The 24,145-nt window shown below is 74.4% G+C and carries 17 protein-coding genes and 1 pseudogene; 13 read left to right on the top strand and 5 right to left on the bottom strand.

Translation table 11 applies throughout. The annotated features are described in order from the left end of the window. Positions 1-44: 44 nt before the first annotated feature. The 12 genes from ACFV04_RS11880 (at position 45) to dpgD (ending at position 14,663) form a co-directional block, all read left to right on the top strand. Positions 45-1,094 (top strand): diiron oxygenase, encoded by a 1,050-nt coding sequence (locus tag ACFV04_RS11880; protein WP_380528615.1) that lies wholly within the window; start codon positions 45-47, stop codon positions 1,092-1,094. Continuing rightward, complete coding sequence (locus ACFV04_RS11875; RefSeq protein WP_380528614.1) at positions 1,091-2,521, top strand: FAD-binding oxidoreductase; 1,431 nt, start codon at positions 1,091-1,093, stop codon at positions 2,519-2,521. Before ACFV04_RS11880 ends, ACFV04_RS11875 begins: the two co-directional genes overlap by 4 nt. A gap of 11 nt (positions 2,522-2,532) precedes the next feature. Next, positions 2,533-3,768, top strand: coding sequence for an ATP-grasp domain-containing protein (locus ACFV04_RS11870; protein WP_380338676.1), 1,236 nt, complete (start codon positions 2,533-2,535; stop codon positions 3,766-3,768). 149 nt (positions 3,769-3,917) lie between these two features. Continuing rightward, positions 3,918-5,252, top strand: coding sequence for a peptide ligase PGM1-related protein (locus tag ACFV04_RS11865; RefSeq protein WP_380338673.1), 1,335 nt, complete (start codon positions 3,918-3,920; stop codon positions 5,250-5,252). A 25-nt stretch (positions 5,253-5,277) separates the two neighbouring features. Then, positions 5,278-6,477 carry a glycine amidinotransferase gene (locus ACFV04_RS11860; RefSeq protein WP_380528611.1) on the top strand — a complete coding sequence of 400 codons (1,200 nt, stop codon included), beginning with the start codon at positions 5,278-5,280 and terminating at the stop codon, positions 6,475-6,477. After that, positions 6,474-7,598, top strand: a complete 1,125-nt coding sequence (locus ACFV04_RS11855; RefSeq protein WP_380528609.1) for a methyltransferase — start codon at positions 6,474-6,476, stop codon at positions 7,596-7,598. Before ACFV04_RS11860 ends, ACFV04_RS11855 begins: the two co-directional genes overlap by 4 nt. A gap of 178 nt (positions 7,599-7,776) precedes the next feature. Then, a complete protein-coding gene (locus tag ACFV04_RS11850) occupies positions 7,777-8,679 on the top strand; it encodes an LLM class flavin-dependent oxidoreductase (protein WP_380528607.1) in 903 nt (300 codons plus the stop codon). A 47-nt stretch (positions 8,680-8,726) separates the two neighbouring features. Continuing rightward, a complete protein-coding gene (locus tag ACFV04_RS11845; protein ID WP_380338761.1) occupies positions 8,727-9,998 on the top strand; it encodes a PLP-dependent aminotransferase family protein in 1,272 nt (423 codons plus the stop codon). A 214-nt stretch (positions 9,999-10,212) separates the two neighbouring features. Then, positions 10,213-11,487 (top strand): 3,5-dihydroxyphenylacetyl-CoA synthase DpgA, encoded by a 1,275-nt coding sequence (gene dpgA, locus ACFV04_RS11840; RefSeq protein WP_380528605.1) that lies wholly within the window; start codon positions 10,213-10,215, stop codon positions 11,485-11,487. A 97-nt stretch (positions 11,488-11,584) separates the two neighbouring features. Beyond that, complete coding sequence (dpgB, locus tag ACFV04_RS11835; protein WP_380528603.1) at positions 11,585-12,343, top strand: enoyl-CoA-hydratase DpgB; 759 nt, start codon at positions 11,585-11,587, stop codon at positions 12,341-12,343. Continuing rightward, positions 12,340-13,731, top strand: coding sequence for an enoyl-CoA hydratase/isomerase family protein (locus tag ACFV04_RS11830; RefSeq protein ID WP_380338656.1), 1,392 nt, complete (start codon positions 12,340-12,342; stop codon positions 13,729-13,731). Before dpgB ends, ACFV04_RS11830 begins: the two co-directional genes overlap by 4 nt. Before the next feature lie 38 nt (positions 13,732-13,769). Beyond that, complete coding sequence (dpgD, locus tag ACFV04_RS11825; RefSeq protein WP_380338653.1) at positions 13,770-14,663, top strand: enoyl-CoA-hydratase DpgD; 894 nt, start codon at positions 13,770-13,772, stop codon at positions 14,661-14,663. Between the two features lie 28 nt (positions 14,664-14,691). Here dpgD and ACFV04_RS11820 read toward each other — a convergent pair whose 3' ends face one another. The 3 genes from ACFV04_RS11820 to ACFV04_RS11810 form a co-directional block, all read right to left on the bottom strand. Further along, positions 14,692-16,110: an MFS transporter gene (locus ACFV04_RS11820; protein ID WP_380528600.1), complete on the bottom strand. Its 1,419-nt coding sequence runs from the start codon at positions 16,108-16,110 to the stop codon at positions 14,692-14,694. Between the two features lie 299 nt (positions 16,111-16,409). After that, on the bottom strand, positions 16,410-19,562 hold the full coding sequence (locus tag ACFV04_RS11815; protein ID WP_380528598.1) for an AAA family ATPase: 3,153 nt from the start codon (positions 19,560-19,562) through the stop codon (positions 16,410-16,412). Between the two features lie 163 nt (positions 19,563-19,725). Continuing rightward, positions 19,726-20,682 (bottom strand): LuxR C-terminal-related transcriptional regulator, encoded by a 957-nt coding sequence (locus tag ACFV04_RS11810; protein ID WP_380338644.1) that lies wholly within the window; start codon positions 20,680-20,682, stop codon positions 19,726-19,728. Between the two features lie 439 nt (positions 20,683-21,121). On the opposite strand from ACFV04_RS11810, the gene ACFV04_RS11805 reads away from it, so the two are divergent. Beyond that, positions 21,122-21,508, top strand: a complete 387-nt coding sequence (locus ACFV04_RS11805) for a RidA family protein (protein ID WP_380338641.1) — start codon at positions 21,122-21,124, stop codon at positions 21,506-21,508. A 226-nt stretch (positions 21,509-21,734) separates the two neighbouring features. Here ACFV04_RS11805 and ACFV04_RS11800 read toward each other — a convergent pair whose 3' ends face one another. Both ACFV04_RS11800 and ACFV04_RS11795 read right to left on the bottom strand, forming a co-directional pair. Beyond that, positions 21,735-23,789 (bottom strand): transglycosylase domain-containing protein, encoded by a 2,055-nt coding sequence (locus ACFV04_RS11800; RefSeq protein WP_380528596.1) that lies wholly within the window; start codon positions 23,787-23,789, stop codon positions 21,735-21,737. Positions 23,790-23,926: 137 nt separating this feature from the next. Further along, positions 23,927-24,090, bottom strand: a pseudogene (locus tag ACFV04_RS11795) (pirin family protein); the annotation flags it as partial. Between the last annotated feature and the right edge of the window lie 55 nt (positions 24,091-24,145).

The following is a 24,145-nucleotide window of genomic DNA, read 5'->3' as shown; positions in this document are numbered from 1 at the left end:
TACGCCAGCGGTCCCCCAGGAGGCTCCCCGAGAGGACGCACGCCATGGCCCACCTTCCGGCCGCCGACCCCGGCCACCCAAAGCCACAGCCACAGCCGTACGCGCACCCGCCGCGGCACCCGCACCCGGGCCCGGCCCCGCACCTGCCGGAGCACGACCCGGCCGACCCCGTCGAGAACGCCGTCATCGCCCGGCTGGCCGGCAACTGGGCCCGGCGGGCCACCGTCAAGCGCGACGAACCCGACCTGGACGAGCTGTTCGAGCCCGCGCGGCCGGACTACCCCGAACACCTGCTGCCCTTCCACGACCACCCCGCCTACCTCGCGCTCGACGAGGAGCAGCGGGCCCGGCTGCTCGCCTGGGCCTGGGTGGCGTTCAACAAGAACGTGATGGACAACGAGCAGCGGGTGGTGAACCCGGGCTTCGAGCTGATCGCCCGGGACGCCTTCGGCACCGGGCTGTCCGAGACCTCCGTCCTGGCCGCGACCCAGGCCATGGTGGACGAGCAGTACCACACCCTCATGCACCTCAACGCCAGTGCGGTGACCAGGCGCCGGCGCGGCTGGCACCTCCCGGAGGCCGAACTGCCGTTGGCGCGCAAGGCCCGCCGGCACGCCGAACGGCTGAGCGGCGCCGGGCACCGCTGGCAGCGGGAACTGACCACGCTGGCCTTCGCCACCGTGTCGGAGCTGTCCATCAACGCCTACCTCGGCCTGATCGCCGACGACCCCCGCGTGCAGCCGGTGAACCGGGTCACCGCGACCCTGCACAACCGCGACGAGTACTGCCACTCCTCGATCTCCGCGGAGGTCGCCAAGGAGGTCTGCGCAGGACTGGACACCGAACGCCGGGCCTACTTCCTGGACGCCGTGGGCGACGGCATGCGCGCGTTCGGCGCCAACGACTTCACCACCTGGCGCCGGGTGGTCCGACTGGTCGGCGTGGCGGGCGGCGAGCAGATGATGCGCGACGTCGAACAGGACCAGGGACGCACCATGCTCGTCCAGGACTACAGCGCGCTGCACCGCCTCTGCACCGATCTGGGCGCGCTGGACGAGATCGACTTCGACTGGGGCGGGGTGACCCTGCGATGACCGCGCACACCGGACGCGCCACGCGCCCGCGCCGCACCGTGCCCGCCCTGGACGGCACCTGGCTGCGCCCCGGCAACCCCGGCTACGAGCAGGCCCGACGGGTCTGGAACGGCATGCACGACCGCCGTCCGGCGCACATCGTCCGCTGCCGCTCGGTCGCCGACGTCCGCCGGGGCCTGCGCTTCGCCGCCGGGGCGGGCCTCCCGGTGACGGTGCGCGGCGGCGGGCACAACGTGGCCGGGACGGCGGTGGCCGACGGCGCCGTGCTGATCGACCTGTCCCCGATGCGCGGCATCGAGGTCGACCCGGCCGCCCGGACCGCCCGGGCGCAGGGCGGCTGCCTGCTCGGCGACCTCGACGCGGCGACCGAGCCGCACGGGCTGGTCTGCCCCACCGGCATCATCTCGCGCACCGGCCTGGCCGGGCTCACGCTCGGCGGCGGGTACGGCTGGCTCAGCCGCCGCTGGGGCCTGACCTGCGACCACCTGCTGGCCGCCCAGGTCGTGCTGGCCGACGGCTCGGTGGTCGAGGCGACCGAGCGGGACCACCACGAGCTGCTGTGGGCACTGCGCGGCGGCGGCGGGAACTTCGGCATCGTCACCCGGTTCACACTGCGGCTGCGGCCGGCCGTCCCGGTGCACCGCCGCACCGCGGTGTACGAACTCGCGGACGCCGAAACGGCGTTGGCCCACTACCGGGCGTTCTCGGGCGAGCTCTCGGCGGACCTGCACGTGGCCGGCGCGCTCAAGGTCGCGGGCCAGTACGGAGGTCACGAGACCTGGCTGCCCGAAGAGCTGCGTGGCCGGCCCGCCCTCTACCTGACGGCGGTGTGGTTCGGCGCGCCCGGGCGCGCCGAGGCCGCCTCCGAACCGCTGTTCGCCGCGCTGCGCCCCGCCGCCTCGACCGGCGGAGAGCTCTCCCACCGGCGGCTGCAGAGCGGCGGCGACCACGAACGGCCGGACGGCAACCGCTACTTCACCAAGACCCGCTACCTCACCGACATCCCGCCGCAGGCCACCGTCGAAATGGCCGACTCGCTGGCCGCGATGCCCTCCCCGCTGTCCTCGATCAACTTCGAGTACCTGCGCGGCGCGATCGCCGACGTCCCCGACGAGGACAGCGCCTTCCCCAACCGGGACGCGCCGTTCATCCACACCGTCTCCGCCCAGTGGACCGGGCCGCAGGAGGACGCCGGGAACATCGCGTGGACCAGGCGCTCCGTGGAACGGCTCGACCCGTGGAGCCACACCGGCGGCTACGTCAACTACCTGGTGGACGAGCGCGCCGACAAGGTGCGGGAGGTCTACGGGGACGCCCGCTACCGGCGGCTGGCCGCCGTGAAGGAGACGTACGACCCGCACAACGTGCTGCACCACAACCAGAACATCCGCCCGGTGACGGCGGACCGCCCCGCACCGCCCGCGTAGGAGGAGCCCGCATGCGCGTCGCCGTAGTGGACGGCTTCTCCACCTCCCGGATCCTGGTGCGGCAGCTCGCCGAGCACGCCGTGGACTGCGTCCACCTGCGCACCCAGCCGGCGTTCCGGGACTCCTACACCCGCGGCTTCGACCCCGGCGCCTACGCCGTCGACCTCGGCCACCTGCCGGAGGACGAGGCGGTGGCGGCGCTGCGCCGGCTGGCGGTGGACCGGGTGATCGCGGGCGGCGAGTCCGGGGTGGTCCTCGCCGACACCCTGGGCCACCGGCTCGGCCTGCCCGGCAACGACGTCCGCACCGCGCCCGCCAGGCGGGACAAGGCGCGGATGGCGGAACTGTTGCGCGCGGCCGGGCTGGCCGCCCCCTCCGGCACGCTCGCCACCACCGCCGACGGTGCGGCGGCCTGGTTCACGGCCAACGGCGGCACGACCGTCGTGGTCAAGCCGCTCGCCAGCGCCGCGACCGACGGCGTGCGGATCTGCGGCACCGCGACGGAGGTCCGCGAGGCCGCCGGGGACGTCCTCGGCCGGCCGAACTTCATCGGCGCGCCCAACCGGGCGGTGCTCGTCCAGGACTACCTGGAGGGCGACGAGTACATCGTCAACACCGTCTCCCGGGACGGCGTGCACAAGGTCGCCGAGATCCTCAGGTGTGCCAAGGACAAGGGCCCGCACGGCTCGCCGGTGTACGACTACCACGAGCCGGTCCCGCGCTCCGACCCGCGGGGCGAGGAGGTGGTGGCGTACACCAAGGAGGCCGTCACCGCGCTCGGCATCGCCCACGGCGCCGCGCACAGCGAGGTGATGCTCACCCCGGCCGGACCGGTGCTGATCGAGACCGGCGCCCGGCTGATGGGCTCCATCCACCCCTGGGTGCACGAGAAGTACCTCGGCACGTCCCACGTCCACCTGTACGCCCTCGCCCTGACCGACCCGGCGGCCTTCGCGGCCTTCCCGGACGAGGACCTGCGCTGGTCGCACGAGCTGCGCCAGGTCTACCTGTCCAACCACCGGGCCGGGGTGGCCGGTTCGGACGCCTGGCAGGAGCACTACCGCGCACTGGAGTCCTTCGTGGAACTCAGCGCACCGCTCGCCACCGGGCAGCCCGTGCCGCAGACCGTCGACCTGGCCACCGTCCCCGGCTACGTCTACCTCGCCGCGCCGTCGCTCGCCACGGTCGACCGCGACCGCGCCCGGATCCGGGCGTACGAGGAGCAGGGCGTCTACGTCCGTCCGTAGTCCCCCGGGCCCACGGGCCACGTCCCACTGCCCCGGCCCGTCTCCCCCGGAAGCACAGCGCCCTGCACCGCTCCTCCCGCCCGCGTCCCGCCCGTGTCTCTCTCCCGCCGCACACGTCCCGCACGTACCTCCCCGGAAGGAAGACCGCCATGCCCCGGCTGCTGATCGGCAACTGCTTCACCGACGAACTCGCCGGCGACCCGGTGCTGCTGCCGCAGGCGCACCTGAAGACGGCCGCCGCCTCCGCCCAACTGCTCATCTGGTTCGCGCAGCCGGACGACATCGTCGTCCTGCCGCAGGAGCCGGAGGAGGAGCTGGTCGACTACATCACCGCCCTGACCGGCACCCCGCGCTCCGCCTTCCAGGTGCTGGTGCCGCCTCCCGGCGCCGCCGGGACCGACCTGCTCACCGCCGACCGGCTGGCGAACCCCGGGTTCCGCGAGGACCTCGCCAAGGCCATCGCCGACCGGCCGGTGGAGGCCGTCGTCCCGCTGACGCCGGAGGCCTCGGTGGTCGAACTGGGCCGCGCGCTCGGCTTCCTGGAGGCCGTCCCGGGCCACGCCTTCGTCGGCCAGGGCGGCGGGATGCTCCTCAACAGCAAGGCGGTCTTCCGCGCCGTCGCGGCCGGGTCCGGCGTGCCGCTGCCGGAGGGCGGGGTCTGCACCAACAGGGTCGACGCGGAGGAGGTCATCGCCGGCCTGTTCGCCAAGGGCCACCCGGCGATGGTCAAGCGCGACTACTCCTGCGGCGGCCTGGGCAACGAGATCGTCAGCCCCGTCGACGGCTACCGCCCGGTCGGTGCCGAGCGGGTCCTCGTCCTCCCCGACCGCGCCGCGATCCGCGCCTACCTGGACGAGCGCTGGGACTGGGCCACCAACGGCAGCCGCTACCCGGCCGTGGTCGAGCGCTACGTCCCCGACAGCCGCGGCATCTTCGTGGAGTTCGTCATCACCGACGACGGCCCGGTCTTCTCCGAGCACGGCGAGATGCTCTCCGCGCCGGTCGCCAACGCCCAGGTCATCCCCTCCCCCGCGCTGCCGCCCCGCGCGCTGCCCGAACTGGTCGCCGCCGGCGGCCGGTTGTGCGAGGCGCTGCGGATGATGGGCTTCCGCGGCCAGTTCTGCGCCGACGCCATCGTGACCGCCGACGGCGAGGTGATGTTCACCGAGTACAACGGGCGGATCACCGGCTCCACGCACATCTACACCGTCATCGGCCGCCAGCTGGTCGGCCCGGACTACGCCGACAGCCGGGTGCTCGTGGAGTACTGCAGGTGGCCGGTGCCCTCGTTCCGGGCCGCCGCCGACAAGCTCGCCGAGGCCGGCCTCGCCTACGACCGGACCACGCGCACCGGCGTCGTCCTGGTGAAGGCGTTCAGCCACGCCGACGGCACCGTGCGGTTCTGTGCGATCGCCGAGGACTTCGAGGCCGCCGAGGCCGTCCGCGAGCGGGTCGAGTCCCTGTTCCTGCCCACCGCGGCCTGACGCCGCACCCGACGGAGGATCAACCATGGCACCGCTGAACAGCTACGACGAGTGGTCGAGGCTGCGCGAGGTGGTCGTCGGCTCGGCCGAGAACTACACCTCGCACGAGCGCGAGCTCTCCTTCGACCTCTTCCACCACGACAACCTGGTCCGTTCCGAGTGGTACTACCCCCGGCTCACCGCCCCGGGATCCGACGACCGGCCCGCCGGTGACGGCGCCGGTGGGGCCGGTGGGGCTGTCGGGGCCGGTGGGGCTGTCGGCCGCACCGGCCAGTCGCCGATCAAGCAGCGCTACGTCGACGAGCTCACCGAGGACATCGAGGGCATCGCCGCCACCCTGCGCTCCCTCGGCGTGAAGGTGCTGCGCCCGCTGCCGCTGGACAAGGCCACCGTCGAGGTGCGCACCCCGGCGTGGTCGGCCGCCGTCGTACCGCCGCTCAACCTGCGGGACAACACCCTGGTGCTCGGCGACGAGATCGTCGAGACGCCGCCGATGATCCGCTCCCGCTACTTCGAGACCCAGCTGCTCACCCCGGTGTTCGCCGAGTACTTCGCCTCCGGCGCCCGCTGGACGGTCATGCCGCGCCCGCTGATGACGGACGCCTCCTTCGACCCGTCCTACGCCGACAGCTCGGCCGGCGGCCCGACCGAGCCGGTCCGGAACCCGCGGTCCTCCCCGTACGACGTCGGCTTCGAGATGATGTTCGACGGCGCGCAGTGCCTGCGGCTCGGCCGCGACGTGGTCGTCAACGTCTCCACCGCCAACCACGCCCTCGCCGTCGACTGGCTGGAGCGCCACTTCGAGGGCCGGTTCCGCTTCCACCGCGTCCACCGGCTCAGCGACAGCCACATCGACAGCATGGTGCTCGCGCTGCGGCCCGGCACGCTGCTGGTGCGCAATGAGCAGGTCGCCGAGTTGCTGCCCGAGCCGCTGCGCACCTGGGACCTGATCGTCCCGCCGGTGCCGGAGGTGAACAACTTCCCGCAGTACGAGGACGACGACCTGATCCTCACCAGCAAGTACATCGACCTCAACGTGCTCTCGGTGGACGAGGAGACCGTCCTGGTCAACGCCGCCTGCCCGGAGCTGATCCGCACCCTGGAACGGGCCCGCTTCACCGTCGTCCCGGTGGTGCACCGCCACCGCCGACTGTTCGGCGGCGGGTTCCACTGCTTCACCCTCGACACCGTGCGCGACGGCGGGCCGGAGGACTACCTCGGATGACCGGCACCCGAGACCCCCACGACCCCCACGGTACCCGCGACCCCCACGACACCGGGGATGCCCGGGACACCTGCGCTGCGCACGGCACCGACGACCGGGACCGGGTGCTGGAGCGCTTCCACCTGATCGCCAACGGCCCCGCACTGTTCAACGCCGTCGTCGCCGGCGCGGAGCTGGGCGTCTTCACGCACCTGTCGCGGCACCCGAAGTCCTCCTTCGACGAGGTCCGGGCCGCCCTCGGCCTGCCCGCGCACCAGCTGCGGGTGCTGCTGTTCGCGCTGTGCACCACCGAGCTGATCCGGCGCGACGGCGGCGCGTACCGGAACACCCCGGTCGCCGAGGACTTCTTCGCGTCCGGCGGCGAGGACGACTGGGGGGACATCCTGGCCGGCTGGCAGCGGATCTACTACCCGGCGTTCGCACACCTCACCGAGGCCCTGCGCAGCGGCGAGAACACCGCGCTCGCCGCGTACCCCGGCTCCGAACCCACCCTCTACCAGCGGCTGGAGCACCGCCCCGAGCTGCAGGAGGTGCTGCACCGCTCGATGACCGCGTTCACCCTGCGGTCGATGAGCGGGATCGTCGACCACCTGGACCTGGCCGGCGTCGAGCACGTCCTGGACGTCGGCGGCGGCGACGGCACCACCGCCAAGGCGCTGGCCGCCGCCCACCCCGGCGTGCGGTTCACCGTCTTCGACGTGCCGGGCGTCGCCGAGATCGGCAGCCGCCGGATGGCCGAGCCGCTCGCCGACCGGGTCGCGCTGCACCCCGGCGACATCTTCCTCGACCCGTTCCCGCGCGACGCGCAGTGCGTGCTCTTCAGCCACTGCCTCGAGGTCTTCGACGGCGACCAGATCCTGGCCCTGCTGACCAAGGCCTTCGACGCCCTGCCGCCCGGCGGGAGGGTCGCGGTGTACGGGTACCACGCGGCCGACGACGAGCAGCGCGGCCTCTACGGCGCACGGCTCTCGCTCTACCTCAACGTGCTGGCCACCGGCCAGGGGATGGCCTACCCGGCGGACGACTACGAACGCTGGCTCGGCCGGGCCGGGTTCGTGGACGTCGGAACCGTCCCGGACCTCCCGTACGAACACGGGCTCGTCACCGGCGTCCGGCCGTGAGCCCGGTCGTGCGTCCGGCCGTGGGCCCGGTCGTGCGTCCGGCCGTGGGCCCGGTCGTGAGTCCGGTCGTGGGCCCGGTCGTGCGTCCGGCCGTGGGCCCGGTCGTGCGTCCGGCCGTGCGTCCGACCGCCGGCACGGCCGGGTCCGCGGCCACCGTGCGCCCGCGGGAGGGGCGGTCATGCGCGTCGGCATCGTGATCCTCCCCGAGCACCGCTGGCCCGAGGCCCGCGAACGATGGCTCCGGGCCGAGGAGTTGGGCTTCGACCACGCCTGGACGCACGACCACCTGAGCTGGCGGTGGCTGCGCGACGAACCCTGGTTCGGCTGTCTGCCGACCCTGGCCGCCGCAGCCGCCGTCACCTCGCGGATCGAGCTGGGCACGCTGGTCGCCACACCCGAGTTCCGCCACCCCGTCCCCTTCGCCAAGGAGGTCATGACGATCGACGACATCTCCGGCGGCCGGATGGTCTGCGGGCTCGGCGCGGGCGCGGGCGGCCACGACGGCACCGTGCTGACCGGCCGGGGCCGCCCCGCGGCCGAACGGGCCGACCGCTTCGCCGAGTTCGTCCACCTCACCGACCTGCTGCTGCGCCGGCCGGTCACCGACCACAGCGGCCGTTACTACGGCGCGCACGGCGCCCGGATGCGTCCCGGCTGCGTCCGGCGGCCCCGGGTCCCCCTCGCGGTGGCCGCCGGGGGCCCGCGGGCGATGCGGCTGGCCGCCGGGTACGCCGACATCTGGATCACCAACGGCACGCCCGGCCGGTTCGACGCCCTGCCGTACCGCGAGGCGCTGCCGCTGCTCGCCCGGCAGCGGACCGCGCTGGACGAGGCCTGCGCGGAGGCCGGGCGGGACCCGGGGACGCTGCGCCGGCTGCTGCACACCGGCGCGACGGTCGGCGGCGTCCTCGACTCCCCGGCCGCCTTCGAGGACGCGACGGGCCTCCTCGCCGACCTCGGGTTCACCGACCTGGTGGTCAACTGGCCCCGGCCGCACCACCCGTACGCCGGGGACGCCGCCGTACTGGAGCGGATCGCCGCCGTACTTCCGGGCAACTCCGGGAGGCGAACGACGTGTTGACCACCGACGACCTGCACGCCAGCGTGTCGGATCCACTGCTGGACACGATGAACTTCCTCAACGAGATCACCACGCGCTACCCGGAGGCGATCTCCTTCGCCCCCGGCCGACCGTACGACGGCTTCTTCGACGTCGAGCAGGTCTTCGCCCATCTGCGCCGCTACCTCGACCACTTGGCGGAGACCGGCGCCTCCCCCGGGCAGGTCCGCGACGCGCTGTTCCAGTACGGCCCGACCGCCGGGCGGATCCGGGAGCTGGTCGCCGACTCGCTGCGCAAGGACGAGGGGATCGACGTCCCCCCGGAGGCCGTGGTGGTGACGGTCGGCTGCCAGGAGGCGATGCTGCTCGCGGTGCGCGCGCTGCACGCCCGGCCGGAGGACGTGCTGCTGGTGGCCAGCCCGTGCTACGTCGGCATCGCCGGGGCGGCCCGGGTGCTCGACGTCGAGACCGCGCCGGTCCACGACCGCGACGGCGGCTTCGACTGCGCCGCACTGCGGGAGGCGGTGCTCGCCGAGCGCGCCCGGGGCCGCCGGCCGCGGGCCTGCTACCTGATCCCGGACCACGCCAATCCGCGCGGCACCACCGTGCCGCTCGCGACCCGGCACCGACTCCTCGACCTGGCCGACGAGTTGGACCTGCTCCTGCTGGAGGACAGCCCGTACCGGATGGTCAGCCCCGGGGCGCAGCTGCCCACGCTCAAAGCCCTCGACCTCCGACGGGCCGGCCACCGCGGCCCCCGGGTGGTCCACCTCGGCTCGTACGCCAAGACGCTGTTCCCCGGCGCCCGGGTCGGCTACGTCGTCGCCGACCAGCCGGTGACCGACCGGGCGGGACGCACCGGGCTGCTCGCCGCCGAACTCACCAAGATCAAGAGCATGGTCACGGTGAACACCTCCCCGCTCGGCCAGGCCGTGGTGGCGGGGATGCTGCTCGCCGCCGACGGCCACACCGGCCGGCTCAACGCCGAGAGCTCCGCCTACTACGGCGACACCATGCGGGCCACCCTGCGCCGCCTGGCGGAGTGCTTCCCGCCCGCGCGCCGGGAAGCCCTCGGGGTGCGCTGGACCCACCCCGAGGGCGGGTTCTTCCTGGCCCTGGACGTACCGTTCGCCGCCGACAACGCGGCGCTGGCCCGCTCGGCCCGGCAGTACGGCGTGATCTGGACGCCGCTGTCGTACTTCCACCCGCACGGCGGCGGGACCCACGGCATCCGCCTGTCCACCAGTTACCTCACCGAGCACGACATCGCCGAGGGGATCGCGCGCCTGGCGCGGTTCGTCGAGGCGGAGGCGTCCGGTGGAGGGAGGCCGCTCCGTTGACCCCCACGACCCGCACCGGCACGACCCGCCCGGACGGTTCCCTCACGTCCCGCCCGGACCGTGACCGCGCACCACGCCCGGACCGTACCCGCCCACCCCGTTCCGACCGTGACCGCACACCCGGCCCCGACCGTGACCGCGCACCACGCCCGGACCGTACCCGCAGCCCCCGGACACCGCGCGGCACCCGCCGCCGGTGGGGATGGACCTACCGATGACCCTCAGCACCGTCAGCGCCCCCGGCACCGTCGACACCGTCGGGGCCCCCGTCGACACGGCGGCGCCCGCCGACCCCGTCCGCTGCCAGAGCCGCCCCTCCTCCCTCACCTGGTCCCGCGCCCCCGGCCCCGACGAGGGCCCTGGCCCCGGACCCGCCCCCGCCGCCGTCCCCGGCCCGGCCCGCGCCCTGACCGCGCCGCGCATCACCGGCGTCGGCACCGCGGTGACGCCCGAGTCGTACACCCAGCGCGAACTGCTCGACATCTTCGGGATCGAGGACCCCAAGGTCCGCTCGGTCTTCCTGAACAGCGCCATCGAACGCCGCCATCTGACCCTCCCGCCCCGGGACGAGCGCGGCCGCTGCCTGCCCGAGTCCCAGGGCGAACTGCTCGCCAAGCACCGCCGGCTGGCCGTCGACATGGGCGCGCGGGCCCTGCTCGACTGCCTCGCCGACGCCGGGCTCGGCCTCTGCGACATCGACTACCTGTGCTGCGTCACCACCACCGGCTACCTCACCCCCGGCCTGACCGCCCTGCTGATCCGCGAGCTCGGAATCGCACCGGACTGCCACCGGGTCGACGTCGTCGGGATGGGCTGCAACGCCGGACTCAACGCCCTCAACGCAGTCGCCGCGTGGGCCGCCGCCCACCCCGGACAGGTGGCCGTGATGGTCTGCGCCGAGGCCTGCTCGGCCGCGTACGCCTTCGACGACACCCTGCGCACAGCCGTCGTGAACAGCCTGTTCGGCGACGGCGCGGCCGCGATCGCGGTGGTCGCGGGTGAGGAGGCCGCACCGGCGGCGGGCCCGGACGGGGAGGCCGCCCCGCGCGGCCCGCGGATCCTCTCCTTCGCCAGCCGCATCATCACCGACGCCCTGGGCGCGATGCGCTACGACTGGGACGACGAGCAGGTTCGGTTCAGCTTCTTCCTCGACCCGGAGATCCCGTACGTGGTGGGCGCCAACGCCGAACGGGTCGTCGACGGCCTGCTGTCCGGCGCGGGCCTGCGGCGCGGCGACATCGCCCAGTGGCTGGTGCACTCCGGCGGCAAGAAGGTCATCGACGCGGTCCGGCTCAACCTCGGGCTCACCCGCCACGACGTCCGCCACACCACCGGCGTCCTGCGCGACTACGGCAACCTGTCCAGCGGCTCCTTCCTGTTCTCCTACGAACGCCTACTGCGCGAACGGGTCGTGCGCCCCGGCAAGTACGGCGTGCTGATGACGATGGGCCCGGGTTCGACGATCGAGACGGCGCTGGTGCAGTGGTGACGAACGGGACAGGGACAGGCACGCGGACCGGGACGGGGCAGGCACGCGGACCGGCGCGCCGACCGGCGCGCCGACAGGGACGGGAACAGGGGCGGACATGGACGGGACCGACGTGGTGACCCTCGCGATCGACGGCAGCCGACCGCTGTCGGCGGCCTCCGTGGCCGCCGTCGCCCAGGCCTGCGACCGGGTCCAACGCGGCCCGGGCGCCCGGCTGGTGCTGCGCGTCGCGGGCGCGCCCGGGCCGGGCTGGACCGACGGCCTGACGGTCGGCCTGGTGAGCAAGTGGGAGCGCGGACTGCGCCTACTGGAGCGACTGCCCGCTCTCACCCTGGCCGTGGCGGACGGCGACTGCGGCGGCACCGCCCTGGACGTCCTGCTCGCCGCCGACTACCGGATCGCCACCACCACTGCCCGGCTGGTCGTGCCGGTGACCGGCGGCGGCGCGAGCGGCACCTGGCCGGGGATGGCGCTCTACCGGCTCGCGCGCCAGGGCGCGGGCATCGCGACCGTCCGCCGGGCCCTGCTGTTCGGCGAGCCGGTCGACGCCTTCCGGGCCCGGTCGGTCCACCTGGTCGACGAGGTCTCCGACGACGTGACCGGCGCACTGGCGGCCGCCGCGGAACGGCTCGGGACGCTGTCCGGGACCCTGCCCGAAGCACCGCCCACGGCCCTGTCCGGAGCCGAACTGGCCATCCGCCGCCAGCTGATGTTCGACGCGGGCACCACCACCTTCGAGGAGGCCCTCGGCGTGCACCTGGCCGCCTGCGACCGGGTCCTGCGGCGCACGGCGGACGGCACGACGGCGGCCGGCACAACGGCGGACGGCACGACGGCGGCCGGTGGGACGGCATGAGCGCCCGCCACGACGTCCGGGGCGGGCTCCCCTCCGCCCGCAAGGCCCTGGCCCTCGCCGCCGAACGCTGCGAGGGCAGGCTCGCCGCGCTGCCCCCGCCCGGCCACCGCACCCCCGCCGAACGCGCCACCGCGGCCCGGGCGCACGACGAGGCCCGCGGCCTGCGCCACCTGTTCCTGACGGCCCACGTCGACGCCGTCCACGACGAGCTCACCGCCGGCCGCACCCGGCACCCGCGCATCGCCGAACTCGCCGCCGACGCCGCCCTCGCCTTCCCCGGACTGGTGCCCGGCGCCGAGGCGCTGGCAGCCGAACACGCCCTGCCGCAGGCCGAGAAGGAAGGCCGGGAGATCGACCAGGGCCTGTTCTTCCGGCACGTCCTCACCTCGCCCACCGCCGGCCCCCACCTGCTGGACGCCATGCTGCGCCCCACCGGCCGCGCCCTGGCCCTGCTGCCGGAGTTCACCGCCACCGGCCGCGCCGACCTCGGCTCGGTCCGGATCGAGCGCACGGACGGCGCCGCGCGGCTCACCATGGTCCGGGAGGACTGCCTCAACGCCGAGGACCCGCGCCAGGTCGACGACATGGAGACCGCCGTCGACCTCACCCTGCTCGACCCGGGCACCGAGGTCGGCCTGCTCCGCGGCGGCGTCATGAGCCACCCCCGGTACGCCGGCCGGCGGGTGTTCAGCGCGGGCATCAACCTCAGGAGCCTGCACGGCGGCGGCATCCCCCTGGTCGACTTCCTGCTGCGGCGCGAACTGGGCTACATCCACAAGCTGATCCGCGGGGTGCTCCCCGTCGACGGACCCGGCGCCGGTGCGGTCGGCGGCGCCGGTCCCGGCCGCGGCACCGCCGCCCACCCCGACGGCCGTCCGCGCTGGGACCGCCGGACGGTGGAGAAACCGTGGGTCGCGGCCGTCGACACCTTCGCCATCGGCGGCGGCGCCCAGCTGCTGCTGGTGTTCGACCACGTGATCGCCGCCGCGGACGCGTTCTTCAGCCTGCCCGCCGCCCAGGAGGGCATCGTGCCCGGCGCGGCCAACTTCCGCCTCGGCCGGGCGATGGGCGCCCGGCGGTCCCGCTCCCTGGTGCTCGGCGGCCGCCGCATCCGCGCCGCCGAGCCCGACGCCCGGCTGCTGGCCGACGAGGTGGTCGAACCCGAGGAGGTGGACGCAGCCGTCGAACGGGCCCTGCGGTCGCTGCGCGGCCCGGCCGTACTGGCCAACCGGCGGATGCTCAACCTCGCGGAGGAACCGGAGGACGCGTTCCGCCGGTACATGGCCGAGTTCGCCCTCCAGCAGGCGCTGCGGCTGTTCGACCCGGACGTCCTGGCGAAGGCCGGGCGCTTCTCGGCGCGGCCGGGCGCGGGGACGGCGACGCCGTGAGCCGGGACGGCACAACCGGGCGCGGGGACGGCGACACCGTGAGCGGGGATGCGGCGAACGGTTCGGCGGTCAAGGCCCCCGCGGCGCACGGGCGTCCGCGCGTGCGCTACGTGAAGGACGGCCACGTCGCCCGGGTCACCATCGACCGCCCGGAGGTCCTCAACGCGATGGACCTGCGCACCCACGCCGAACTGGCCGAGGTGTGGGACGACGTCCAGGCCGACGACCGGATCCGGCTGGCCGTGCTCACCGGCGCGGGCGACCGGGCCTTCTCGGTCGGCCAGGACCTGCACGAACGCGCCCGGCTCGACGCCGAGGGCGGACCGCGTACCTCCTTCGGCAGTCGCGGCCTGCCCGGCCACCCCCGGCTGACCGAGCGCTTCGGCCTGGTCAAGCCCGTGATCGCCCGGGTGGACGGCTACGCGCTCGGCGGCGGCTTCGAACTCGCCCTCGCCTGCGACCTGGTGATCGCCTCCGAACGCGCGGTGTTCGCGCTGCCGGAGGCGGGCCTCGGGCTGATGCCGGGCGCGGGCGGCGTGTTCCGGCTGGTCCGCCAGCTGCCGCTGAAGACCGCGATGGGCCACCTGCTGACCGGCCGGCGGTTGGACGCCGCCGCGGCGCTGCGGTTCGGCCTGGTGAACGAGGTCGTGCCGGCCGAGGAACTCGACGCCCGCACCGAGGCCTGGGTACGGGACGTGCTGCGCTGCGCGCCGCTGTCCCTCTACGCGATCAAGGAGGCCGCCCTGGCCTCGCTCGACCTGCCGCTCGCCGAAGCCTTCGGCACCCGCTTCACCTGGGAGGAGCGGCGTCGCCACAGCCGGGACGCCGTCGAGGGCCCCCGCGCCTTCGCGGAGGGGCGGGAGCCCCGCTGGGCCGGACTGTCCGCCGACAGCCCGGCCCAGCACCCCGGGGCCGGAGCCCCGGAGGTCTGACGGTCGCCCGGTCGTCGGCTCATTCCGGTTACGGCGTGGCCGACGACCGTGCGGCGGTCGCCTGCCCCGATCCGTCCGGTTCACTCCTCTTCGTCCCGCCGGGCTGCGCGGCCGCGGACGGCGGCGTCGCGGGCGCCGTCCCCGCCGCCGGATCCGCTGGGGCCGTTCGCGCGGCCGGATCCGCGGGCACCGTCCCCGCAGCGGCCTCCCCGGCCCCGGCGGCCTCCTCCGCCATCCGGTAGCGGGTGAACTCCGGCACCGCCTTCGCCAGCGCCAGCGCCCCGACCACGCAGGCCACCCCGCCCGCCACCGCCGCGACCGCGGGCCCGCAGGCCGCCGCCACCAGGCCCGCCCGGACGTCACCGAGCCGCGGCCCGCCGGCGCCGACCACCGTGAGCACCCCGGAGGTCCGCCCGCGCAGTTCGTCCGGGGTCTCGTGCTGCAGGATCGACGACCGCTCGACCGCGCTGACCGTGTCGGCGTACCCGGCGACCGCGAGCAGCAGCATGGCGAGCCACAGCGAGCCCGCCAGCCCGAGTGCCCCCAGCGAGACGCCCCAGGCGAGCACGGCCAGCAGCGCGGCCCGTCCGAGCCGGCGGACCTTCGGCATCCAGCCGCCGAACATCGACCCCAGGAACGCCCCGCTCGCCAGCGCCGCCGACAGGTAGCCGGCCAGTTCCGGGCCGCCGTGGAAGCGCTCCACCGCGAGGACCGGGAAGAGCGCCGTGGGCATCGCGAAGACCGTCGAGTTGAGGTCCAGGACGTAGCACATCCACAGCACCGGACGGGACTTGAGGTACCGGATGCCCTCCAGCACCGAGGACAGGTCGGCACGCCGCCCGCCGCCCTCGGGCAGGACGGCCGGCAGTCCGGCGATGAACGTGATGGCGAGCACGAAGCAGGCCACGTCCACCGCGTACGCGGCGCCGTACCCGCCGAGGGAGACCGTCGCGCCGGCCGCCAGCGGCCCCCCGACGATGCCGACGGTGAAGACCAGCAGCAACAGGGCGTTGGCGGCGGGCAGGTCCTCCGGCTCGACCAGCCGGGGCAGCAGCGCCCGCCGGGTCGGCAGGTCGATCGCGAAGAACGCGGCCTGGACGGTGACGCAGGTGTAGAGGAGCCAGAGGCTGTCGGCGTGCGCGACCGCCTGCACCACCAGGGCGACGCTCACCGCGGCCGAACCGGAGGAGGTGATCAGGATCAGCCGGCGGCGGTCCATCGAGTCGGCGATCGCCCCGCCGTAGATGCCGAAGACGACGATCGGCAGCAGCGCGGCGAGGCCGACCATGCCGAGGGCGACGGAGGAGTGCGAGACCGAGTACACCTGCCAGGGCACCGCGACCTGGGTCACCTGGCTGCCCACCATGGTCAGGCACTGGCCGACGAACAGTCTCCGGAAGCCTGGGGACCGCCGCAGCGGTGTGACGTCGGCGAGCAGTTCCTTCATGGGTCCTTCCCCCTGTGGAGAGTCACGTGGCCGCGCGGGGATCATGCGCGGGCGCGGACCAGTCTCGGCCGGACGGCGGGGCGGCACATCGGGAGATCACGTCGTGTCGGCGGGTGTCCGCCGGGTGGGGGTAAGGGCCGGGTAAGGGGACGCCGCGCCGCGACGGTTCGGGCCGCTCGAAGGCCCTTCGCGGGCGCGACGGTTCGGGGCAGCGACGGTCCAGGGCTGCAACGGTTCGGGGCTGCGACGGTTCGGGGCAGCGGCTGTTCAGCACTGCGGCAGACCAGGACTGCGGCGGTTCACGACTGCGACGGCGGCCCGAGCAGGCGCTGCCGGTGGGCGGCGTCCACCGCCTCGGTCCGGCTTCCCGCACCGAGCTTGGCCATCACCCGGGTCAGGTGGACGCTGACGGTCTTCTCGCTGATGAACAACCGCTCGCCCACCTCCCGGTTGGTGAGGCCCTGGGCCACCAGGGCAAGCACCGAGCGTTCCCGCTCGGTGAGCGGTCCGTTTCCGGCTTCCGCGACCCGACCCGCTGCCCCCGCCGACCGGACCCCGATCCGTCCTGCCAGGTCCTCGACGGCCGCCAGCAGCGGGGCCGCGCCGAGCCGGCGGGCGATCCGGGCCGCCTGCGCCAGGTCTGCGCCCGCCTGTGCCCTCGTCGCGTGGCCGGCTCGGCGGCCGGCGCCCGCCACGCGGGTGCGGACCAGCACCTCGGCGCGCCGCCAGAGCGCCTGCGCCCGACGGTACGGGTCGCCGCCTCCACGGCCTCCGCCACCGCCTCCACCACTGCCGTCGCCGGCCGCGAAGGCCTCGGCGACTGCGGCCCACTGCTCGGCGGTGGTCTCGCCGAGCGCGGTCCGGTGCTCGGCCTCGATCCAGGCCGACCAGCCGCGGGACGGCGCGCCCTCGGCCCGCGCGCGGGCCCGCGCCGCGAGCGCGGCCACCGCCCCGGCGTCGCCGAGCCGGCCGTACGCGGTCGCGCCGAGCGCGCACAGCGGCAGCTCCTCCGCCCGCCGGGCCGCCGAGTCCTCGCCGCGGTCCCGGTCGAGCGCCCGCCGGACCAGGTCGGCGGCCTCCTCCGGCCGGCCCCGCCACAGCGCCGCCTCGGCGAGCGCCTGCGCGGCGAGCAGTGCGAGGTGCGGAGGGACCGGTTCCCGGCCGCCCCCATCGACCTCCTCGCCCCGAGCGGCCACCAACACAGACTCTGTCGCATGAAGTTGACGAATGATCAGCTCCGACGGAGGGGTATGGTCCGGCCGTAGCGCCGCCCCGGCCCCGGCCCAGTCGCCGGCCCGGAAGAGCGCGACCGCGCGGGCCGTCCGCAGCCGTAGGCCGTACTCGCTCCAGGTGGTCCCGGTCCGCTCGGCCCGCTCCTCGCCGGCCACGAACTCGGCCACCGCCCCGGCCGGGTCACCGGCCAGCAGCCTGGTCAGCCCCAGCCCGTAGTGCGCCCGCAGTTCGACCCCGAAGTGGCCCGACACGCCGCCGTGTTGGCGCATGTCGGCCAGGACCGCGGCGGCGCCGGGCCGGCGCAGCCCGGCGAAGGCCAGCGTGATCCGCGCGTCGGCCTCCGCACCCAGCGCGTCGCACTCCGGCCCGTAGGGGTCCGTTCCCGGCGCGAACGCCGCCTGTGCGCCGGCCGCCTGCGCGTCCCGGACGGCGCTCGCGGCCTGCTCGGACGCCTCCTCCGTCCGGCCGAGCCGGTGCAGGGCGCGGGCGAGCAGCGCATGGCTCCAGGCCCGGTCGGCGGACGGCGGCCCGGCGGCCAGCAGCCGCAGCGCGATCCCGGCCTGCCGGGCGGCCCGTTCGGCCTGTCCGGGGAACTCCAGCAACCGCAGCCCGTACCGCAGCCGGGTGGCCGCCGCGACCACCGGATCGCCGTCCGCCTCGGCGAGTTCGACGGCCTTCTCCTGCAGAGCCAGGGCCCGTTCGGGCTCACCGCTGTCGCCCGCGCCCATCGCGGCCAGCCGGGTCAGGCCGACCGCGCTCGTCCCGGTGACGGCGGCCGCGTCGGGCACGCGCGGCCACAGGTCGAGGGCGCGCTCACCGTGCGCCAGCACCTCGCCGAACGCACCCCGGTGCGCGGCGTCCCGGGCGGCGCGCACGCTGGCGTCCAACGCCAGCGGGAGGTCGTGCGCGGCCAGCGCGTGGAAGGCCACCTCGGCGGCGCTGCCCCGGGACCGTTCCAGCAGGGCGGCGCAGCGGGCGTGCAGCCGGGCGCGCAGGCCGGGGAGCAGGCCGCCGTACACCGATTCGCGCAGGAGGGCGTGCCGGAAGCCGTAGCTCTCGGTGGCGACCGCGCCGACGGCACCGGCCGGCCCTGCGGATGTGGTCCACTCGACGGCTGCGGTCCGCGCTGCGGACGTGGTCCACTCGACGGATGTGCTCCACGCGGCGCCGGTGACGGTCCCGGGCGGCTCCTCGGTGATCAGGACACCGTGGTCCAGGGCCTGTTGGAGTGCGTCGTCCAGGTTCGCGCCCCCCAGCTCGGCGAGCGCCCCCAGGGTTTCGGCCGGCGCCGGGCGGCCGACCACGGCGACGGCGCGGAGCAGCAGCCGGGTCGGGTCCGCGAGACGCTCGACCCGAGCGGTCAGGACCTCCGACAGGCTGCCGGTCGGACCGACGGACCGGGAACCCGTCCAGGTGCCCGTCCGGACGCTCGCCCGGGTACCCGTCCGGGTGCTCGTCGCGGCGGTGACCAGCTCCTCGGCGAAGAACGGGTTGCCGTCGCAGCGCCGGGCGATGCGGTCGAGCTCGGCGTCCTCCGGCGGCGGTCCGCCCTCCGTCGGCGCCGCCAGCGCCCGCACCAGGTCGAGGATCACCTCCTCGGTCAGCGGGGCGAGTTCGAGCCGGTGCACGCCCGGCAGCCGGTACAGCTCGGCCAGCACCCGGCGCAGCGGGTGGCACCGCTCCAGGTCGTCGCTGCGGTGGCTCGCGACGGTCAGCACGGGCCCGGGGCCCAGCCGGGACAGCAGGAACGTCAGCAGGTCCAGGCTGGACCGGTCGGCCCAGTGCAGGTCCTCGATCACCAGCACCACCGGCGTCTCCCGGGCCAGCTCCCGCACGGCCGCCAGAACCGCCGAGAACATCCGCACCCGGCTCGGCGGCCGCCCGCCCGCCTCTGCCGCCGGTCCGGCGGTCAACAGGCCCAGCACGCCCTCGTGTTCGAGCAGCCGGCCGGCCGCCGTCGCCTGTAGGGCGAGCTCGGCGAACGGCAGGTAGGGCAGCTCCGGCCGGGTGTCGACGCAACGCCCGGTCAGCACCAGCGCGCCGGAACGCCCGGCGGCGGCCGTGAACTCCTCGATCAGCCGGGTCTTGCCGATGCCCGCCTCACCGACCACCACGACGGCTGCGGGCTCCCCGGTCCGGACGCGGTCCAACGCGCCGAGCAGGTCTCCGAGTTCGTCGTCCCGCCCGACGAGTCCGATCCCGACCCGGCGTCGCAGCATGCCGACGAGCATGGCACGGGCGCCGGGGGCGCTCAAAGGACCGCGCCCGGGACGCCGCCCGGAGCCTGCGCCGGTCCCCTGTCCGCCCCTTTCCGCAGGTCCCCCGTCCGCCCGCCCCGCACCGCCGCCGCAGGCGCCCTCCGCACCGCCCCGGCGGGGACGGTCACTGATCGAGCCAGCCCTCGCGGGAGGCCAGCGCACCCGCCTGGAAGCGGCTCCGGGCGCCCAGCCGGGTCATCAGCTTGCCCGCGATCCGGCCGACCGTCCGGCTGGAGATGCCCAGCTTGCGGCCCGCCTGCTCGTCCGTGTAGCCCTCGTGCAGCAGCTGCAGCACGGCCTTGGTGTCACCGGCCAGTTCGACCCCGGCGGCACCCGGGTCCCGTTCCCGGACCGGCGCCCCGAACGGTGCCGCCTGCTGCCAGGACTGGTCGAACAGCGAGGCCAGCGCCGCGATCGCGGCCGTCCCCCGGCCGGACAGCAGGATCGCGGCCTTGCCCTGGACGTCGTCCGGGTCGACCGAGAGCAGCGCGTGCTCCTGGTCGAAGAGGATCATCCACGGCGGCAGCAGCGCGACCGTGCGCACCTCGACGCCGCGTTCCTGGAGCCACCGCAGGTGGGTGCGGGTCGCCGGGTCGTTGCGGGCGGTGTTGAGGTAGATCGACCGGGCCTCGACGCCGCGCGTCCGCAGGTCCTGGTGGGCCGCGCGGCTGGTCGCGAGCGACTCCGGCGGCTGCGGGCCGCCGGGCACGAAGGCCAGGACCTCGTGCCGTGCCTCGCGGGAGAGCCGCCACACCTGGTCGCAGACCGTGTCGGTGCCGGTGAACTCCTCCACGTCCATCGTGGTGAGCCGCCGGTCGGCGAACTCGCTGCGGAGCACCTGGAGCGCCGCGTTGCCCTCCTCGATCCGGCTCCGGCTACGCGCCAGTTCGACCCGCTGCCGGGCCAGCAGGTCCTGCAGCCCGACCTCCGGGCTGACGGCGTACCAGAGGTCCGGCGCGTCGCAGGAGGGCCGCAGCAGGCCCAGGTCGGCGAGCTTGGCGATCTGCGCCGCCGTCCCGTTCTCGTCCCACCCCAGGCTGCCCGCGATCTTCCCGAGGTCGGCGTCGGGGTTGCGGAGCATCGTCAGGTAAAGGCATTCGCTTTCCGGCCCGAGGCCGAACGGTTCAAGCATCAGGAAACCCCCGTGACCCATCCCTGATAACCCCTGAACTGCACCGGCAGCGCCGGTGGACACCCCACCCGAATACGCTGATCGGCACGGCGGCCGGATTACCGGCGAGCACCAGAGACATGCGATCAGCTCCCCGGTCGTAGGGCGATCATCTCTATGCCTAACATCGGAGTTGAGACCTCCGCAATACCCGAACCTTGATCGTCGGATTCCGCGCCCGGCACCCCGGCCGCCGACCGATCCGTCCGCGCACGGGCGGCATTCCCGCATCGGACCGATCATCGGCGCTTCGCCCACCCTGCTTGAGGTGTCTACATCAAGCCATGTCCGGATCCGGAAGCCTCCGTTTCCTTGCCCCGCCTCCCCACCCGCGACTAGAAACGTGCATATGTCCAGGATTGCCGTCCAGACCTCCTCCGCACCCACCCCGGTCGGCAGCTACTCCCAGGGCGCCCGCCGCGGCGCCCTCCTCCAGGTCGCCGGCCAGGGCGGCACCGACCCGGCGACCGGAGAACTCGTCCCCGGCGGCGTCGCCGAACAGACCACGCAGACGCTCCGGAACATCGACGCCATTCTCCGGTCCGAGGGATCGTCCCTCGCCGACGCCGTCATGCTGCGCGTATATCTCGCACACGCGGACGATTTCCCCGCCATGGACGCCGCTTACGGCGCATTCCTCGGCCACCCCTTTCCCGCCCGCACCACGGTCGTCGTCGGCCTCCTCTCCGGAATGCTCGTCGAGATCGACGCCCTCGCCGTTCTCCCCGACCGCTGATCATTTCCGCCCGACCGAATCCGCCCCCGCCTGACCGAATCCGCCCGACCGACTCCGACCGTCCCCGACTCCGACCGCCCGTCGCGTCCGCCCCACCGACCACCACGCCCGCCCGACCGGCCGGCAGCCGCGACCTCCCCAGCGGCCACCGCCACGACGAAGCCGTCGACCCGCCCTCCCGAGGGGAAGGCGGGCCGACGGCCTCCGGTCCGCGCGACGCGGTCCCTTACGGCAGCTGGACCGGCGGGAACGTGCCCGCCGGCGTGCCGTCGAGCGCGCCGTCCAAGGCGTCGCGCCAGATCGGACCGGCCAGGGTGCCACCGAAGGCCTGGTCGATCACCTTGCCGCCGATCCGCTGGCCGTCCAGCGGCTTCGGGTTGTCGGTGTCGCTGACGACCGTGGCACCGGCCATCTCCGGGGTGTAGCCGACGAACCAGACCTGCCGGCTCTCGTTGGTGGTGCCGGTCTTGCCCGCGCTGTCCCGGGCGGTGAGGCCGGCCATCTTGCCGGTGCCGTCGTCCACGACGCCCTTGAGCATCGCGGTGACGGTGTCGGCGGTGTCCGCGGACATCACCGAGGAGCAGTTCGCCTGCGGCACGGCGACCTGCTTGCCGTCCGGGCCGGTGACCGAGGTGATGGCGGTCGGCGCGCAGTAGGTGCCGTGGGCGGCGAAGGCCGCGTAGACGCCCGCCATCGCCAGCGGGGTCAGGTCGTTGCTGCCGAGCGTCATCGACGGCACCACCTGGAGCTTCTCACCGCCGGCCTGCTGGGTGATGCCGAGCTTGTTGGTCATCTGGGCGACGTTGCAGAGCCCGGTGTCGGCCTCCAGCTTCGCGAAGTAGGTGTTGACCGACTGCGCCATCGCCGTCTTCATGTCGAACTGGCCGGTGAGGCTCGTGCTGTCGTTGTGCACCTGCCCGGCCGACGGGAACCTGCCGCCCGAGCAGTCCTTCATCGCCGGCCACGGGATGCTGTAGTCGGTGGTGTAGCTCTGGCTCGGCGTGAGGCCGCTCTCCAGGGCCGCCGCCGCGACGATCGGCTTGAACGTCGAGCCGGTCGGGAAGCCGAGCCCGCCGCCCAGGGACTTGGGGGCGTTGTAGTTGATCTGCGTCTGGTGCTGCTTGTCGTCGACGCCGTACGGGCGGCTCTGGCCCATCGCGAGGATCTTGCCGGTGCCCGGCTCGACGATGCTCATCGCGGTCGCCGCCTGGTCGCCGGCGTTCACGTGGCCGGTCACCGAGGAGTAGAGGGCGGCCTGCGCCTTGGGGTCGAGCGTGGTGTGGATCTGCAGCCCACCGCGCTTCCACACCGCCTGCCGCTCGGCCGCCGTCTTCCCGAAGGCCGGGTCGGTGAGCACCACCTGGCGCACGTAGTCGCAGAAGAAGCCCTCGCCCTGCTTGGCCAGGATGCAACCCTGCTGCGACGCCTGGACGTTGAGCCCCAGCGGGGTCGCGATCGCCTGCTGGGCCTGGTCCTTGGTGATGTGCCCGTACTCGGCCATCTTGCGCAGCACGGTGTCACGCCGGTCCTTGGCCGCGGTCGGGTTGACCGTCGGGTCGTAGCCGCTGGGCGACTGCACCAGGCCGGCCAGCATCGCGGCCTGCGGCAGGGTGAGGTCCTTGGCGTGCACGCCGAAGTACCGGTGCGCGGCCGCCTCGATGCCGTAGGCCTTCTCCCCGAAGAAGGTGATGTTCAGGTAGTTGGTGAGGATCTGGTCCTTGCCCAGCGTCTCCTCGACCTTGATCGCGTACTTCAGCTCCTGGATCTTGCGGCCGATCGTCTGCCGCTGCGCCTCCGCGACCTTCTGCGGGTCGTCACCCGCCTCGTCCACGAAGACGTTCTTCACGTACTGCTGGGTCAGCGTCGACGCGCCCTGCGCAGTGGTGCCCGAGGACGCGTTCTTGTCGACGGCGCGCAGCACCCCCTTGAGGTCGATCGCGCCGTGCTCGTAGAAGCGGTTGTCCTCGACGTCCACCAGCGCGGTCTTCACCAGCGGGGATATCTGGTCCCCCGGGACGACGGTGCGGTCGCGGTCGTACACGGTGGCGATCGTGCCGCCCCGGGCATCGAGGATCGTCGAGGCCTGCGACAGCGCCGGCGTCTTGAAGTCGTCCGGCAGGTTCTGGAAGTCGTCCGCCGCCGACTGGGCACCCAACCCGGCCGCCGCCACCGCGGGCAGCGCGATCCCCGCCGCCACCGCACCGGCCACGACACTGATCCCGATCAGCCGCACCCCGTGCCCGAACTTCCGCATACCCGCCCCCGCCGCCTTCTCTGCCATGCGAAGGACCATACGTGCACGTCATGAGGATCCCCTGAGGGATCCGGCCCCCGCCTGTCACAGCTCTGCGACAACCGCCCCCACCCACCCCACCCGCCTCCGCCGCCCCGGACGGCACCCGGCCGCGCAGCGGCCCCTCAGCGCTCCCGTCCGCGGGCCTTCAGCGGCAGCGCGGGGAGTTCCGGGGCCGGCAGGCGGTCGCCCGCGTAGCCGTGGCCTCGCCGAAGCGGTCGCCGGTCGTCCAGTCCTCCCGGGCCCGCGCGATGTCCTCGGTGGAGCGCCCGATGAAGTTCCACCACATACCACGTGATTTGCGTTTCTTCCCAGGTCAGGGGTGTGGCGGACCATCTGTGGTC

Source organism: Kitasatospora sp. NPDC059599 (assembly GCF_042735125.1).
In the GTDB taxonomy this organism is placed as follows: Bacteria; Actinomycetota; Actinomycetes; order Streptomycetales; family Streptomycetaceae; genus Kitasatospora.
This window is presented reverse-complemented; position numbering and strand designations above follow the sequence as displayed.